16 protein-coding genes are annotated in these 16,689 nt (G+C 30.7%); 4 read left to right on the top strand and 12 right to left on the bottom strand.

From position 1 onward, the window contains the following. Window positions 1-35: 35 nt before the first annotated feature. Both CLOPA_RS19780 and CLOPA_RS19785 read right to left on the bottom strand, forming a co-directional pair. Window positions 36-905: a hypothetical protein gene (locus CLOPA_RS19780; RefSeq protein ID WP_015617200.1), complete on the bottom strand. Its 870-nt coding sequence runs from the start codon at window positions 903-905 to the stop codon at window positions 36-38. Window positions 906-1,016: 111 nt separating this feature from the next. Beyond that, window positions 1,017-2,930 (bottom strand): bacterial Ig-like domain-containing protein, encoded by a 1,914-nt coding sequence (locus CLOPA_RS19785; RefSeq protein ID WP_015617201.1) that lies wholly within the window; start codon window positions 2,928-2,930, stop codon window positions 1,017-1,019. 793 nt (window positions 2,931-3,723) lie between these two features. On the opposite strand from CLOPA_RS19785, the gene CLOPA_RS19790 reads away from it, so the two are divergent. The 3 genes from CLOPA_RS19790 to CLOPA_RS19800 are packed head-to-tail and all read left to right on the top strand — an operon-like array spanning window position 3,724 to window position 5,425. Beyond that, window positions 3,724-4,272 (top strand): hypothetical protein, encoded by a 549-nt coding sequence (locus CLOPA_RS19790; protein ID WP_431602558.1) that lies wholly within the window; start codon window positions 3,724-3,726, stop codon window positions 4,270-4,272. Window positions 4,273-4,296: 24 nt separating this feature from the next. Beyond that, a complete protein-coding gene (locus tag CLOPA_RS19795; RefSeq protein ID WP_015617203.1) occupies window positions 4,297-5,202 on the top strand; it encodes a 4Fe-4S binding protein in 906 nt (301 codons plus the stop codon). Further along, a complete protein-coding gene (locus CLOPA_RS19800; protein WP_015617204.1) occupies window positions 5,195-5,425 on the top strand; it encodes a hypothetical protein in 231 nt (76 codons plus the stop codon). Before CLOPA_RS19795 ends, CLOPA_RS19800 begins: the two co-directional genes overlap by 8 nt. Before the next feature lie 116 nt (window positions 5,426-5,541). Here CLOPA_RS19800 and CLOPA_RS19805 read toward each other — a convergent pair whose 3' ends face one another. The 10 genes from CLOPA_RS19805 to CLOPA_RS19845 all read right to left on the bottom strand — a co-directional run bounded on the left by CLOPA_RS19805 (window position 5,542) and on the right by CLOPA_RS19845 (window position 15,826). After that, window positions 5,542-6,612, bottom strand: a complete 1,071-nt coding sequence (locus tag CLOPA_RS19805; RefSeq protein WP_015617205.1) for an ABC transporter substrate-binding protein — start codon at window positions 6,610-6,612, stop codon at window positions 5,542-5,544. 321 nt (window positions 6,613-6,933) lie between these two features. Next, window positions 6,934-8,004, bottom strand: coding sequence for an ABC transporter substrate-binding protein (locus CLOPA_RS19810; protein WP_015617206.1), 1,071 nt, complete (start codon window positions 8,002-8,004; stop codon window positions 6,934-6,936). Window positions 8,005-8,115: 111 nt separating this feature from the next. Beyond that, on the bottom strand, window positions 8,116-9,186 hold the full coding sequence (locus CLOPA_RS19815) for an ABC transporter substrate-binding protein (RefSeq protein WP_015617207.1): 1,071 nt from the start codon (window positions 9,184-9,186) through the stop codon (window positions 8,116-8,118). Window positions 9,187-9,534: 348 nt separating this feature from the next. Then, window positions 9,535-9,768, bottom strand: a complete 234-nt coding sequence (locus tag CLOPA_RS19820) for a heavy-metal-associated domain-containing protein (RefSeq protein WP_015617208.1) — start codon at window positions 9,766-9,768, stop codon at window positions 9,535-9,537. 281 nt (window positions 9,769-10,049) lie between these two features. Continuing rightward, a complete protein-coding gene (gene cysK / locus CLOPA_RS19825; RefSeq protein WP_015617209.1) occupies window positions 10,050-10,979 on the bottom strand; it encodes a cysteine synthase A in 930 nt (309 codons plus the stop codon). A 113-nt stretch (window positions 10,980-11,092) separates the two neighbouring features. Then, the gene (locus CLOPA_RS19830; RefSeq protein ID WP_015617210.1) at window positions 11,093-12,484 is read right to left on the bottom strand and encodes a sensor histidine kinase; all 1,392 of its coding nucleotides are present in this window, start codon (window positions 12,482-12,484) and stop codon (window positions 11,093-11,095) included. A gap of 19 nt (window positions 12,485-12,503) precedes the next feature. Then, a complete protein-coding gene (locus CLOPA_RS19835; protein ID WP_015617211.1) occupies window positions 12,504-13,205 on the bottom strand; it encodes a response regulator transcription factor in 702 nt (233 codons plus the stop codon). Between the two features lie 484 nt (window positions 13,206-13,689). Then, complete coding sequence (locus CLOPA_RS25370; protein ID WP_015617212.1) at window positions 13,690-13,845, bottom strand: hypothetical protein; 156 nt, start codon at window positions 13,843-13,845, stop codon at window positions 13,690-13,692. A gap of 333 nt (window positions 13,846-14,178) precedes the next feature. After that, complete coding sequence (locus CLOPA_RS19840) at window positions 14,179-14,541, bottom strand: P-II family nitrogen regulator (protein WP_015617213.1); 363 nt, start codon at window positions 14,539-14,541, stop codon at window positions 14,179-14,181. A gap of 55 nt (window positions 14,542-14,596) precedes the next feature. Beyond that, window positions 14,597-15,826 (bottom strand): ammonium transporter, encoded by a 1,230-nt coding sequence (locus CLOPA_RS19845; RefSeq protein WP_015617214.1) that lies wholly within the window; start codon window positions 15,824-15,826, stop codon window positions 14,597-14,599. 320 nt (window positions 15,827-16,146) lie between these two features. On the opposite strand from CLOPA_RS19845, the gene CLOPA_RS19850 reads away from it, so the two are divergent. Next, window positions 16,147-16,488: a hypothetical protein gene (locus CLOPA_RS19850; protein ID WP_015617215.1), complete on the top strand. Its 342-nt coding sequence runs from the start codon at window positions 16,147-16,149 to the stop codon at window positions 16,486-16,488. The last annotated feature ends 201 nt before the right edge of the window (window positions 16,489-16,689 follow it).

Raw genomic sequence — 16,689 nt, forward strand, 5'->3', positions numbered from 1 at the left:
CATTAACATTATTTATAAATGTAAATCCCTATAATTTAATTTTTAGTTATAGATTTTACAGTTATTACTGGAAATTGCTTACCATCGGCATCAGATCCAGGATTAGTTTTAGTATTTCCGTTTAATGTACCAGTTACAGTAACTGACACTGGTTTCATTTTATTAACTCCATTATTTTCTTTAACTTGTGCTTCAACTATATTCCATGCATTTAACTGAGAAGCTGTTCCATTAAAGGCCCATTTACCATCAGGTCCTTTATTATCTGTTGAAATATTTCCATCAAAATAATAGAAAACCCACTGTCCATTTTGTTGAATAGTTATTCCTAATCCAGATAAAGCCATTAATCTCATATATACCATGAAAGCAGTATCTTCTCTAAGATTAGCTGCAAAATCATCTTCAGTTGTAATGAAGCCTGTAAATGTCTGGGTTGTTAGAGCTGGTGTTTTCGATACTGGAACTGACGGTGATGTTGCTGCCTCTGATGTAGATGTTTCGGTTGGTATTGGTGCTGACGCTGCTTTTGGCACTGCTGGCTGTGTATTGCCAGCATTTGTTGATGATTGAGATTGTTGTGCATCGTACTTTACTGCTGATGATGTATTATTTTTTGATGCAGAAGATATATTAGATTGATTACTGCTATTGTTAATTGCTACTTCAGTTGAAGAATTAGCGTTATTATTGGGTGCTGCCGCATTATTATTGTCTGATGCTGATATACTATTATTAATTTGTGATGCGGTATCATTACTATTACTGCTAGATTGCGTAATTTTATTTTTTACACTTTTATTAGCTTTTGATGATGTATTATCAGATTTACCATATCCAACACTTGATATTAAAAGACATATTATTAAAATTATGAATAAAAAATACTTTTTTTCTATTTTCATTTATATCACCTTGCTAGCTTATTTTAGTTTTATTAAATTAACAGAGAAGATAGCGAGGTAAACTTTAACCTCGCTTATCTAGTTAATGTGAATAATGTAAATTTCTATTATTTAATTTTTAGTTATGGAATTTACCGTTATAACCTGGAAGTGTTCTCCATCAGCATCAAGTCCAGGATTAGTTTGAGTATTTCCATTTAATGTACCAGTTATAGTAACTGGTACTGGGTTCATTTTATTAGCCCCATTATTTTCTTTCACTTGTGCCTCAACTATATTCCACGCATTTAGCTGAGAGCCAGTTCCGTCAAAAACCCATTTTCCACCAGCTCCATTAGTGTTATTCGTTGCAATATTTCCATCAATATAATAGAAAACCCATTTCCCATCCTGTTGGAAGGTTATCCCTAGTCCAGATAAAACCATCATTTTCATATCTATCATAAATGCAGTATCTTCTCCAAGATTAGCAGCAAAATCATCCTCAGTTGTAATATATCCTGTAAAAGTTTGTACTTTAGGCTTTACATCAACTGTGTAAGTTACTGTTTTGCCTCCTGCTGTAATTGTCAATACTTTACCAGCAACAACTTTTGAACTATCAAATCCTGTTATATTTGCTGCAGTAATTGGTATTACTGACTTACTTCCATCACTATAAGTTGCAGTTACTTCCAAACCACTAATATCTAATTTATCCTTTATATTATAAATAAGCTTAGTGGCTGGTTTTGTAATTGCTATATTACTTGGATCTGCTTTAATCTCTACATTATAAGTTGTTGTTTTCCCTCCAACTGTAATTGTCAGTGGTTCATTAGCTACTGGTTTTGAGCTATCAAATCCTGTTATATTTCCTACTTTAACTGATTGTACATTTGTAGTGTTATCAGCATAAGTTCCCGTTATTTCTAAACCTGAAATATCTAATTTGTCTCCTACTGAGTAAATAAGCTTAGCTGCCGGTTTGGTTATTGCTATACTATTTAGCACTGAAGTTTCCTTTAAAGATGATGCTTTTATTACAGGATAGTTTATTCCATCAGCATCAGAACCAGTATTAGTTGCCGTATCTTCGGTTAATTCACCTGTAACAGTGACAGAAATATGATCAGCTTTTGTAGTACTTTGAACAAGATTCCAAGCATCTAGCTGTGAACCAGTACCATCAGCTCCACTAGTGTTATCTGTAGCAAATTTACCATCAAGGTAGTAGAATTTCCATACATTATTTTCTTTAACAGCTATACCCAATCCGGCTCTAGCCATAGTTTTCATTAATATCATAGACTTTGTATCCGTACTAGGATCAATACCGCCTATCTTAGGATTTACAAAATCATCTTCTGTTGTAATGTATCCTGTAAATGTTTGTACTTTAGGATTTATGTTAATTAGATAAGTTACTATTTTTCCTCCTACTGTAATTGTCAATACTTGACCAGCAGCAGCTTTTGAACTATCAAATCCTGTTATATTTGCTGCTGTAATTGGTATTACTGACTTAGTTCCATCACTATAGGTTCCTGTTACTTCTAAACCCACAATGTCCAATGTATCTCCTGCTGAATAGGTAAGCTTATCTGGGAGTTTGGTTATTGCTACACTATTAAGTATCAAGTTATTTGTTGAGGAATTAATATCAGCATTATAAGTTGTTGTTTTTTCTCCTGCTGTAATTGTCAATACTTGACCAGTAACAGCTTTTGGACTACTAGATTCTGTTATATTTGCTGCCGTTACTGGTACTACTGATTTAGCTCCATCATTCTGTACATATGGCTTATATTCAGGTAAATTTTTCAACAATATTTTTATATCTTCTGAGTTTCCACTTTTACTATCTGTATTTGAATTCAATTTGTCTGATATCTTTGATTGAGACTCATCATTCTTTACATCTGCCTTATAATTTATTTTTGCTTCCTGATGTTTACTACTTGATGCTTTTAAAATTGAAATGGATAATCCTGAAATTGCTATTGCTGCGAAAAGTAATATTGCAATTATTTTCTTTTTACTCATTTTTAATCCTCCGTATTATAGTTTTTGTAAATAAAAAAACTGACTGTTTTATGATAAATAAATCTTTCATAAAACAAGTCAGCCTCCAGTATTTCTGGTTAGCACCACTCCTTTACAGGAAAGGAGCAAATTATATTACACCTATTTGATTAATGTGACTTAATGTTAATAGATTATGTTTTATTTGTCAATAAAAATTCATAATTTTATTTAAATTTTATGTAGATACAATGTAGATATTATGAATAATTCATTAACAAAATTTTGTTATTAAGCGATGAATCTTACTTAGCATGAGTTTGTTGCTGGGCAGGAACACTAAAATGAGTCGAAACATCAAAAAAATGAAAAAAGTGAACTAAAAAGATTTTATAATTTTTTTCAAATTCTATAATAAAATCATGTTACTTATATTACAATTTTATTGATGAAGTTATAAAAAATATATAATTATGAATAAATAGTTAATAATTTTGTAAGGAATAGTTAAAAGAGAAATCCTTAATATATACAATGTTAATCGTATATTGAAAATAAATTTCATGCATTTTATTCATATAATATTAATAAATTCTACATCATAATTACACATAAGCATAAAATTTTTATTGACAACAGAATAATAAAATAATACAATTTTACAAAAGGCACATTAAAAATATAGAAATAGCATGCACTTATTTTTATTTGAACTGACCAGAAAACTGGAGGTTAGGATTATCTTACTGATTTTAAGAAGATAATCCTAGCCTTTTTTATATGAAATATTTTACAATAATCACTATACAAGGAGATGAGAATAGTGAAAAAAAAGTTTTTTAGAGTATTCATTTTTGTTACCGTATTTATATTAATGACTTTAATAACAATAGGTGCTGGATACTATAAAAAAGCAACAGCGGTAGAGCAAAGTTCAAGTTTTAAAATTAAAATTAACGAGAAAAGTAATAATAAAAATATAGCCAAGACTACCATAATAGATATAGAACAACAAGGCTTACCTAAACAATTAGTCCAACCTAATGTACAGTCAATTAAAGGTACTATTATAAATAGTGGAAAAGAAGATATATCTCTGCAATTACTGTATAAAGGTTTTGATGGGAAAGTAACAATAACCTCAAAAATAGATAAATCTTTTGGTATAAATGGAAATTTAAGTACTGTATTAAAAGCAAGTGAAGAATTCAATATAACAGTTTTATTAGATATACCCAGAAATAGAACAAATAAACATTTAGTAAGTGAAGGAGTTATAAATATAATAAATTCGAAAAATAACAGCATAGTTGGGACTATTCCTATTAAAGTTATTAACTCAAATATAAAAGATAAAGATTAAAGGTTTATGAGGGGGTTACAAATAATGATAAGCATGAAAAGAGGTAATATATTTTTAATTAAAAGAGGAATATGGTATTTATTTGGGATAATTCTATTTTATGCTCCCTTCGCTTTATATGAAAAAGCCTTGGGAAAATTAATACATAATGAAGGAAGTTCTTCAGATATTCATTCAATATGCCTTCGTATACCATTATTGAATCTTTTTACGGGTAAGGGAATAGAGTTTATGTCCGTTGTATTTATATCAGTAATTTTATTTTTTATTCTTACTTTCTTCTTTGGTGCATTTTACTGTGGACGCTTATGTGCAGCAGGAGCTTTTCCCGAATATTTAAGTCGTTTAGTTCCTGAAAGATTTAAAATAAATTGGTATAAAATAATAAATCCAATACCTATTAGATATGGTTTTTTAGCAGGCTATCTAATGACTCCATTTTTAGCCGGAAGCATTGCCTGTGCATTTTGTAATCTTTCCTTTTTACAAAGACTTATGAACGGAGGATTTTGGGGCAATTTTGGACTCTTAAGTTCAACTACAATTATAACAGGATTTCTTTGGCTATTTGTTTTTGGAATATTTACGAAAGGTGGAAGAGGTTATTGTAATTTTATGTGCCCTGTAGGAGCTGTACAAGGAATTATACAAAGTATAAGCTCAAAGTTTGGTTTTACTTTTAAATTACGATTATCAAAGGAAAAATGTGTTTCCTGCGCAGCTTGTGTAAAAACATGTCCAATGGGATCTTTACAAAAGAAGGATGGAAACATATCCTATGAGATTCTTAATTGTATTACTTGCAGACAATGTGAAGCTACCTGCCCTAAAAATGCAATCTCTTATGGAACAGGAAAGCCTGGATGGAAAAAGGAAAGTATTAATGAACATGATATTCCCATTCCTGTGAGTGAGGCTATAAATGAATAATAAAATCAAAGAAATTGGAACTGGAATTGGTGTTGCTGGTATCAGTATAGCTGCAACAAGTAATTTTATACCAGGAGTAGGAGCTTGTACAGGAACCTGTGGAGCTTGTGGATTAAGTTGTTTAGTTCCTCTTGTGGGTATATCCTCTATATATTTCTTTTCTGCTGCAAAAAAGAAATTTAAAATTAAACATAAGAAAATAGTAAAATCACTTTATGAATAATTAAAAATACAATGTACCAAATACCTCTAAAATATTAATACTAACTTTAAGAAACCAGTAGAAAACAGAGGCATCTGGTACCATTGAATCCATGTAATTTTATTTATATTTAAATATTATTTATAATATGCATCTGTTACTAAATCTTTAGCAGTCAGTTTACCTTTTGGAATAGAACCATTTTTAACCGAATCATCCAACCAAGGTTTTAAATATTTTTCATTATCAATATTTAGATTTTCAGAATAATAATGACTTCCACTAACTGGTTGCCCTATATGTTTCGCAGTTAAATCTGCTGCTTCCTTAGGATTATGGTTTGACCAAGTTTGTGCTTCTACCATAGCTTTAAGAAAATTTCTAGTTACATTTGGATTTTTCTCTGCCCAGGTTTTATTGACAACCCAATAACTTAATCCAGCTGTTGGTCCAAGATCAGTATCTGCCGTATCTGCTATTTTTACATTGCCTGCTTTCTGCATACCAGTATAATATGGTGGATGAACTGCTGATACATCAACCGTTCCCTGAGTAAGAGCTTGTATTGCCTGAACATCTGGCATTGTAACCCATTCTATTCTATCTCTTGGAATTCCAAATTTATCAGCTAAAGTATTTCCTTCAAAATCAGCACAAATATTAGCAGCAATTGTTGTAAACTTTAATTTTTGGCCCTTTTTATAGTTTACTAAATCTTTAAAGGTTTTAACTCCAGCCTGCGATGCCTTTGCACTGACAAACCACCACATATGTCTATATTTAGGATCTACATCTGGTGCTGGATCTATTCCTTCTGCTCCAATACCTATTATATTAGCTCCACCAGCTATTGCTGGTGCATAAGTATTTGGATGAAATGAATCAACATAATTGTTTCCATTTAAAATGGATGGAATCTGTTGAGCAGCTTGAGTTTCTCCAGTATACTCAACTTTCAAACCATATTTTTTAAAAAATCCCTTTTCATCCGCAACAACCCACGGTGTAGAGGAACAATCCAACTTTGAAGAAGTTTTAATTGGAATTAATCCATCCTTATCAGGCTTTAATTCATCACCTGTAGATTTTGCTGAAGATGTTGATGCACTGGAAGATTGCTTACCACATGCAGTTGCTACTAAACTTACTAAGCATATCAGTGAAATTAAAGTTAGCAGGAATTTTTTGTTAAAACGATTTTTAACCATTGTAATTTACCCTCCTAGTTTCTATATTAAGTCATAAATAAAAATAAAGAGACCAAACCCTTCAATTTTTTTGAAAGAATTTGGTCTCTAGTGTTTCTAGTCAACCTAATATAATTTCTTATTATTCCTATTCCTTTAGTATAAAATACTACAAAATTCACTGAATGTCAACATTTTTTAATGATCTAATAGGAGTAATTATAAAAATACCTTATTAGTATATAAATAACCTGGATTATAATATCTAATAAGGTTAACATTCTTCAGACAATTATATTAATAATATCTAACCTATAAATCTTTAATTTCAATTTTACTCTTTTATTTATAATATGCATCTGTTACCATATCTGAAGCTTTTACTTTACCCGCTGGAATTGAACCATTTTTAACTGAGTCATCCAGCCAAGGTTTTAGGTATTTTTCATTATCAATATTTAAGTTTTCACTATAATAATGACTTCCACTAACAGGCTGCCCAATATGCTTTGCAGTTAAATCTGCTGCTTCCTTAGAGTTGTTATTTGACCAAGTATCTGCTTCTGTTATTGCTTTAAGAAATTTTCTAAGTACATTTGGATTTTCAGCCGCCCAGGTTTTGTTGACAACCCAATAGGTTAAGCCTGCTGTTGGCCCAAGATCAGTATCCGCCGTATCTGCTATTTTTATATTCCCAGCTTTCTCCATTCCCGTATAAAATGGCGGATGAACTGCTGATACATCAACTGTTCCCTGAGTAAGAGCCTGTAATGCCTGAACATCTGGCATTGTAACCCATTCTATTCTATCCCTTGGAATTCCATATTTATCAGCCAAAGTATTTCCCTCAAAATCAGTACAAATATTAGCAGAGCCTGTTGTAAACTTTAATTTTTGGCCCTTTTTATAATCTGCTAAATCCTTAAAAGTTTTAACTCCAGCCTGTGAAGCTTTAGCACTGACAAACCACCACATATGCCTGTATTTAGGATCTATATCTGGTGCTGGATCTATTCCTGCTGCTCCAACGCCTATTATATTAGCTCCTCCTGCTATAGCTGGTGCATAAGTATTGGGGTGAAATGATTCAACATAATTATTCCCATTTAAAATAGCTGGAATCTTTTGAGCTGCTTGAGTTTCTCCAGTATACTCAACTTTCAAGCCATATTTTTTAAAGAATCCCTTTTCATCCGCAACAACCCACGGTGTAGAGTCACAAGCCAATTTTGAGGAAGTTTTTATTGCAATTAATCCATCACTGCCAGGCTTTAACTTATCCGCTATAGATTTTGATGAGGACGCTGATGAACTTGAAGATTGTTTACCGCAGGCTGTTGCCACCAAACTTACTGTGCATACTAATGAAATAAGCACTAGTAAAGATTTTTTGTTAGATCTTTTCTTAACCATAAATTAACCCCCTAAATTCTTATTTATTTCATATTATAAAAGAGACCAAAACTTTTCAAATTTACGAAAAGTTTTGGTCTCCAGTATCTCCAGTGAACCTAAAGTTTTTTATTATTTATAATATGCATCTGTTACCATATCTGAAACTTTTACTTTACCCGCTGGAATTGAACCATTTTTAACTGAGTCATCCAGCCAAGGTTTTAAATATTTTGCATTATCGATGTTTAGAGTCTCAGTATAATAATGACTTCCACTAACTGGTTGTCCTATATGTTTTGCAGTTAAATCTGCTGCTTCTTTAGTATTATGATTTGCCCAAGTATCTGCTTCTGTCATTGCTTTAAGAAATTTTCTAACTACATTTGGATTTTCAGCTGCCCAAGTTTTGTTGACAACCCAATAGGTTAAACCTGCTGTTGGTCCAAGATCAGTATCTGCTGTATCTGCTATTTTTACATTGCCTGCCTTTTCCATTCCAGTATAATATGGTGGATGTACTGCTGATACATCAACTGTTCCTTGAGTAAGGGCCTGTAATGCTTGAACATCTGGCATTGTTACCCATTCTATTCTATCCCTTGGAATTCCATATTTATCAGCTAAAGTATTTCCCTCAAAATCAGTACAAATATTAGCAGAACCTGTTGTAAACTTTAATTTTTGACCCTTTTTATAATCTGCTAAATCTTTAAAAGTTTTAACTCCAGCCTGTGAAGCTTTAGCACTAACAAACCACCACATATGTCTGTATTTAGGATCTATATCTGGTGCTGGATCTATTCCTGCTGGTCCGACACCTATTATATTAGCTCCTCCTGCTACTGCTGGTGCATAAGTATTTGGATGAAAAGCATTAACATTATTGTTTCCATTTAAAATAGATGGAATTTGTTGAGCTGCTTGAGTTTCCCCAGTATATACTACTTTCAAACCATATTTCTTAAAAAATCCCTTCTGGTCAGCAACAACCCATGGTGTAGATGAGCAATCTATTTTTGAAGAAGTTTTTATTGGAATTAATCCATCACTATCAGGCTTTAACTTATCTCCTGTAGAATTTGATGAAGACGCCGATGCACTGGAAGATTGTTTTCCGCATGCAGTTGCTACTAAACTTACTAAGCATATTAGTGAAACAAGAACTAATACAAATTTTTTACTGAACCTTCTTTTAATCATTAAAATTTACTCCTCCTAGATTTTTATATTTAAAGTATTTGTTTGATGGAATAATTACCTTTTTATAAAAATAACTTATGTATTGGCATAAACTATTTTCTAAATTGGCAAAATAAACTTCAGCAAAAAAGCTAAGCTCTTTCAAATCAATGAAAAAACTTAGCCTCCAGTAAATCTGGTCAACTAAAACTTTATTATATTATTCCGATGTGTTTACTATAAGATACTATATATTAAAAAAAGTGTCAATACTTTATTTACACTTTTTTAAATATGTTATTTTATCTTCAATGATTCTCATCAAACAAGTATATGAAATTTCTCCTGTTTACAAAGAGATAAATTCAGTTAAAATTTCAAGTTAATTTTATTTTCATCTACTGAAAATCCCAACAATTCTATCTTCTTTTTTATATTCTTTAAATCTATTTTTGCATTATCATACTCAAATTTTGCTTTTTCAGAAGCGTAGCTAACATTTACTTTAACAATACCTTCTACCTTTTCTAGCGTTGATTTTATTCTCATTGAACATAAATTACAAGTCATTCCATATACATTAAGTGAAATATTTTCTATCATATCATCACATCCTAGTTAAAAATTTTTAATAATATTGTTATTTGTATATTTTAAAGAAATGGCATATAAACCACAATAAAAAGACTAAGTATATTGTAAAATTAAAATACACTTAGTCTCCAGTGTTTCTGATAAATCATTAAAATCATATTTACTTACATAATAACCAATATGTAAATATCGTTTGTTCTCTGAATAATAACTACTAAATAATTTATTTTAAGTTTAGTAGAAGTATAAACTACTACTAAGTGATATTCATTTACCTCTAAAACATAAACTTATTGGAATAAAGGAGTTGATAAATATCTTTCACCAGTATCTGGCAATAACACCACTATCTTTTTCCCTTTATTTTCAGGTCTCTTTGCAATTTGTGTTGCTGCAAAAGTAGCTGCTCCTGAGGATATACCTACTAATAAGCCTTCATTTTTTGCCAATTCTCTTGCTGTTTCAATAGCTTCTTCATTTTTTACCTGAAATATTTCGTCTATAACCTCAGCGTTAAAGGTATCTGGAATAAATCCAGCTCCAATTCCCTGAATTTTATGTGGCCCTGGTTTTCCTCCAGATAAAACTGGAGAATCGAAAGGTTCCACCGCAATAATCTTTACATTTGGATTTTTACTTTTTAATGTCTCTCCTACACCACTAACAGTTCCACCAGTGCCAACACCTGCTATAAAAATATCTACTTGTCCATCTGTATCTCTCCAAATTTCTTCAGCAGTAGTCTTTTTATGAATTTCAGGATTATTTGGATTTTTAAATTGTTGTGGTATAAAAGAATTTGGATTTTCCTTTGCCAATTCTTCAGCTTTTTTAATGGCACCTTTCATTCCTTCTGGCCCTGGTGTTAAAACTAACTCCGCACCAAGTGCTTTAAGAAGATTTCTTCTCTCTAAAGTCATTGTTTCAGGCATAGCCAGTATAAGTCTGTATCCCTTTGAAGCTGCCACAAAAGCAAGGCCTATTCCTGTATTACCACTTGTAGGTTCAATTATAACAGTGTCTTTATTTATTAAACCTTTTTCTTCCGCATCTTTTATCATAGCATATCCAATTCTATCTTTTACACTTCCTGCTGGATTAAAATACTCTAATTTAGCAATAACTTCAGCTTCCAATCCCTTGTGAGCATTGTAATTTGAAAGTTCTAATAATGGTGTATTTCCAATTAAATCAACTAATTTTTTTGCTATTTTTGACATATTTATTTTCCCCCTAAAGTTTTATATTTTAACCTACCATTCCTATTTGTTTATTATAATACCATATTTCACAAATATATTCTATAGTTTTTTACTATTTATAAATAATTTTCTTATATTCCTTTTGGTAATAGTACAGTAAATTCTGTTCCCTTACCTAAATTGCTCTTTACAGCTATATTTCCTTTATGAAAATTCACAATGGCCTTTGCAATAGTAAGTCCTATTCCAGCTCCTCCTGTCAATCTATTTCTAGATTTATCTACACGATAAAATCGTTCAAAGATATAGGGTAAATCTTCTGAGGATATTCCTCTTCCTGTATCTTTAATTTTTATAATTATTTCCTTATCACTTTTATCAATAATTATCTCTACATTTCCATCCTTAGGTGTATATTTTAACGAATTAGATATGAGATTTATTATAACTTGACTAATCTTATCTTTATCCGCAAATACAATTTCTCTTTTTCCATTAAGATTAATGTTAATTCCTTTATTTTTAAAATCAGCCTGAAAATTATATATTATTTTCTTTATTTGATCATAAATATCATATTTAACCTTAGATAATTTATAATTTTCACTTTCATATTCAGCTAAATTTTCTAAATCTCCTATTAATCTATTTATTCTCAGGCTTTCTTCATGGCAGCTTTCCAATCTTTCTGTACTTGGTTTCCATATTCCATCTATCATAGCTTCCAGATGACTTTGCAATGTTGCCAAAGGTGTTCTAAGTTCATGGGCAATATCAGCAGACATTCTTTTTCTTAAATTTTTCTGATTTTCAAGGGTTTCCGCTAAATTATTAATTGTTGAAATCAACAAATCAATTTCTGCTGTTTCAGATTTTTCAGTAATTTTATTATTATAAAAACCATTGGCAATATTTTGTGCTGCCTTAACGACTCTGGATATGGGATTGCTCAACATTTTAGCCATAAATAAACCTAACAGTACAGCAAAAAATAGTGCTAACATGCCTACGCCTAATAAAAGCTTATTCAATGTATTTATAAATTCTATATCATTATCACTATAATAAAATGGACCGTAATATCCAATCTGTAAGTTTCCTATTTTATTATTATTATTGTGAACTGTATATAATTTTTCTTCATATTTACCACTACTATTACCATAATATTTAGTCATATTATTTTCGATATGGTCTATCATCTGTTTACATAATCCATTGTTATGGGTAGCGGCATCCCATATTACTTTACCGGAATTATCACTCAGTTTAATAATTAATCCCTGTTCAAGAGCATTGATACCTATACTTTCAATGGATTTATAATTCCAATTTTCATTGTCGCTGTATTGTTTGGAAATTAAATCTGCTAATTCCTTATTTTTATTTTCCTGATTTTCAATAGTATATTCTTTAAATTGTTTTTCTAAAAATACATTTGTCATAAGGCTTATCATCAGTATACTTATTATAGCCACTAAAGCATAAGTTAGTGCTAATTTTGTCTTTAAACTACTTTTCATTTATTATTCTCCCCCTATCTCATTCTCCAAATTTATAACCTACACCACGTATAGTCTGAATATATTTAGGAACTCGGGGATCACTTTCAATCTTATGTCTCAAATTTTTTATATGAGAATCGACAGCTCTGTCATAGCCTTCAAAATCTCCACTTAATGCAATAGAAATTAGTTCTTCTCTCGTAAATACTTTTGAAGGATGCTTAGCCATTGCAATAAGTATATTGTACTCATTACGGGTAAGATTAACTAGAGTCCCAGCTTTTCTAACCTCATAAGATACATTGTCTATTATAAGATCATTCTGATTAAAAGAATATATATCAGACGACTGAACTTCATCAACTTCAACTCTTCTTAATAATGCCTTTACTCTGGCAACAAGCTGTCTTGGACTAAAAGGTTTTGTTATATAGTCATCTGCTCCTATATCGAGACCATTTAAAATATCCTCCTCACCAATTTTTGCAGTAAGCATAATTATAGGAACTTTTGATTTTTTAATTCTTAAAAATTTACATATTTCTTCACCATTTATATCCGGCAGCATTAAATCTAAAATAATAAGATCAGGATTAACATTATAAAATAAACTTATAGCTTCATTTCCGTTAGTAGCTGTAAAAGCATAAAAATTACTATTTTCAATATATGATTTTATAACTTCTATAATCTTTATTTCATCATCTACAATTAGTATCTTTTTTCTATCTTTGTTCATATTAAAGCTCCATTCAAATATAAAAATTTTATATATAATAATTATCTCCCAAAAGTTATTAATAAAAATTAGCTACTATATATTGTAAAAAATTAATGTATAGAATACAATAGGCTGAATAGTAAAAATTTATTTACAGCCTGTTGTTTTAATCATATAATTATAGACAAACTTCATTTAGTGAAGATTTATCCGATGACTAGTCGCTGTAATACTCCACCGCACTCTGTGAAAGTGATTCACACAAAATTAAAAATTTTGGTTCTCTACTTTTCTAAAGATGGAGATAACAGCGACACGTCCCTGGATAATTCATCTAAACTTGGTGGGAGTACAAACTCCCACCAAGTAAGATTCATTGATATTTCTAATAATTTTGTCCTCGCTGTATCATTTAGATAAATCCGCTGCTGTATCCATATTAATTATGTAAGACATTACAGCGGACAATAAATTGTATAAAATTTGTAATTTTTAATGCTGATTATTTACTTGCATTACTCATGTTAGTCATATTGCTCATATTACTCATAGACGCATTATTATCTTTAGTAGTCTTACTTGAACCGCAACTAGTAAATATTAGTGTTGCTAATATCAAAATTATTAAGTTTATAATTATCCACTTTTTCTTTACCACTAAAATACCCCCAATTAATTTTAAATATAACAAAAAAGCTAAATAACTATTTAAAATAATTATTTAGCCTCCAGTTTTCTGGTCAACTATTGACAATTTCATTAAAAATTCATAGTAATCATATGTAATTAATATGTTTATATATTATTGCATTTTATCTATGCTGTCAATAGAATTCATAAATTATTAATATTTTCTACATTATTTCTACAATAAATATTAATTGTATATATGCTATGTTTTTTTAACCTGTGCTGGGCGCACCATAAAAATACCAGTTCATAAATAATGAACTGGTATTTTCCACTAATAGTTTTTTGCTTAAAACTTAAACTAATCGTTATACTGCAAAGCAGCTCTTCCCTCATCTTCACTGCTTATACGTATAACATTTTGTACATCATAGACAAATATTTTTCCATCGCCTATTTTTCCTGTGTGAAGTACTTTCTTTGCTGTTTCAACTACAGATTCCACAGGTACGTCACATACTACTATCTCTACTTTTATTTTTGGCAGCAGGTTTATATCTACTGTGGTTCCTCTGTAATATTCCTTATGTCCCTTTTGCATTCCGCAACCTAAAACGTTTGAAACTGTCATTCCTGTAATTCCAATTCCATCTAAGGCATTTTTTAATTCCTCAAACTTTCCAGGAGCAGTTATAATATCTATCTTTGTAAGTTTTTCGCTCATGATAATACCCCCTTCTTATATATATTATATCCGCAATAAAATATTTGTTCTTAAATTAATTATTTACTCCGCCATAAGCTTCTTCACCGTGAAGAGTAACATCTAATCCTGTCTGTTCTTCTTCTTCACTTACTCTGATTCCCATAATCTTATCTATTACTTTTAATATGATGAAGGTTACTACTGCTGAATACACAACTGTTGCTATAATTGCTACCAGTTGAGCACCTAACAATTTAATATTTCCATAATATAGTCCATTTGCTCCTGCTGAATTTATTGTTGTTGATGCAAATATTCCTGTAGCAATTCCTCCCCAAATTCCGCCTATTCCATGACATCCAAAAGCATCTAATGCATCATCATAACCAAATTTCGCTTTCATGAAAGTTACTGCATGGAAACAAACAATCCCTCCAATAAGTCCAATTACTAATGATGCCATTGGTGTTACAAAACCTGAACCCGGTGTTATTGCTACCAATCCTGCCACTAGTCCACTAGCAACTCCTAGAGATGTTATTTTCTTTCTATAAAAATACTCGCAAGCACTCCATGCTATAGCTGAAGCTGCTGCTGCTGTATTTGTTGTTAAAAATGCACTTCCTGCTAAATTGTTTATTCCTAGAGCACTTCCTGCATTAAATCCAAACCATCCAAACCACAATAAAGCTGCTCCTAATACTGTCATTGGAAGATTATGTGGTATTGATATCTTCTTTCTTTTTCCAAGTACTATTGCTGCTACAAGCCCTGATACTCCGGAGCTTATATGAACTACGTTTCCTCCAGCAAAGTCTAAGGCTCCTAAAGTTCTTATCCAGCCTCCTACTCCCCATACCCAGTGAGCAATTGGATCATAAACCAATGTGGTCCATAATAACACAAATAATGCAAAGGCTAAGAATTTCATTCTTTCAGCAATTGCTCCTGAAATTAATGCTGGTGTTATTATTGCAAACATTAACTGGAATAGCATAAATACCTGCTGTGGTATTGTAGCTGCATAATCAGCATTTGGTGCAAAACCTACTCCACTTAATCCAAAGAAATTAAAACCACCTATTATTCCTTTTATATCAGTTCCAAAAGCTAAAGTATAACCTATGAATATCCATTGAATTGATACAATTGCCAACGCTGCATAACTATACATTGTGGTACTTAATACATTTTTTCTTTTTACCATTCCTCCATAGAATAATGCCAGTCCTGGAGTCATTAACATAACTAATGCTGCTGCAATAATTACAAATGCGGTATCTCCTGAATTTACTCCATTCATTTAAAAGCCCCCTTTTAGATAATTTAATAAAATATAAATAAAATATTAATGCTGTGACATTTAAAATATTACTGAGTTTTAAAATAAATGTCAATATATTTTTATCAATTTATCAAGAAAACATTACTGGAAATATTAATCTTTTATTTTTTTACTTTAAAAGAATGCTTATTAAGATAACTATTAAAATTGATTTCAGTAAATAATTCAGCAAATAATCGATAAAACCTAATTTTCTTTATGAATAATTTGAAAGTGATTAACCTTTTTTCCAGTTTATGCATAATATATAACTGTAGTAAATTTTATGGAGGTATATCGTGAATACTAATAACGATAACAACGAACAAAAAGTAAATAATTACTATGATACAGAAAATGTGAATTATGACTATAATACTTATCCATCACCATACGATTCTTATTACCCTGAGTACAATGATTATAGATCTTACAATGAACCTATATTTGATAATTATGAAAATCCTGAAGAATATGAATATCTTAATATTGATGATGATTATCAGTACAGACAGGGTGAATTTGGAAGACCTAGACGTAGAAGACGCAGAAGACGTAGACGTAGATCCCAATTTCCTTTTATTATCTTCCCATTCTTTTTCCCATTTGAAGGATTCGATGATGACTGGGAGGACTTTTAAAAAAATATTTTTTCTTTGAAAATAGAGAGCTATTTAGTTATTTTTACTTAACTGAATAGCTTTTTATTTTATTCAAAATCAAATAAGAACTCGTAGATGGAATGAACATAAAATTAAGTTGAAGTAAAAACAAGTATGTTCCTAAGCAACGAATTCTAGGCATCAGATTAAATAAAAACTTTATCTGATGCCTAGAACTGT

The organism is Clostridium pasteurianum BC1, from assembly GCF_000389635.1.
Classification (GTDB): Bacteria; Bacillota; Clostridia; order Clostridiales; family Clostridiaceae; genus Clostridium_I; species Clostridium_I pasteurianum_A.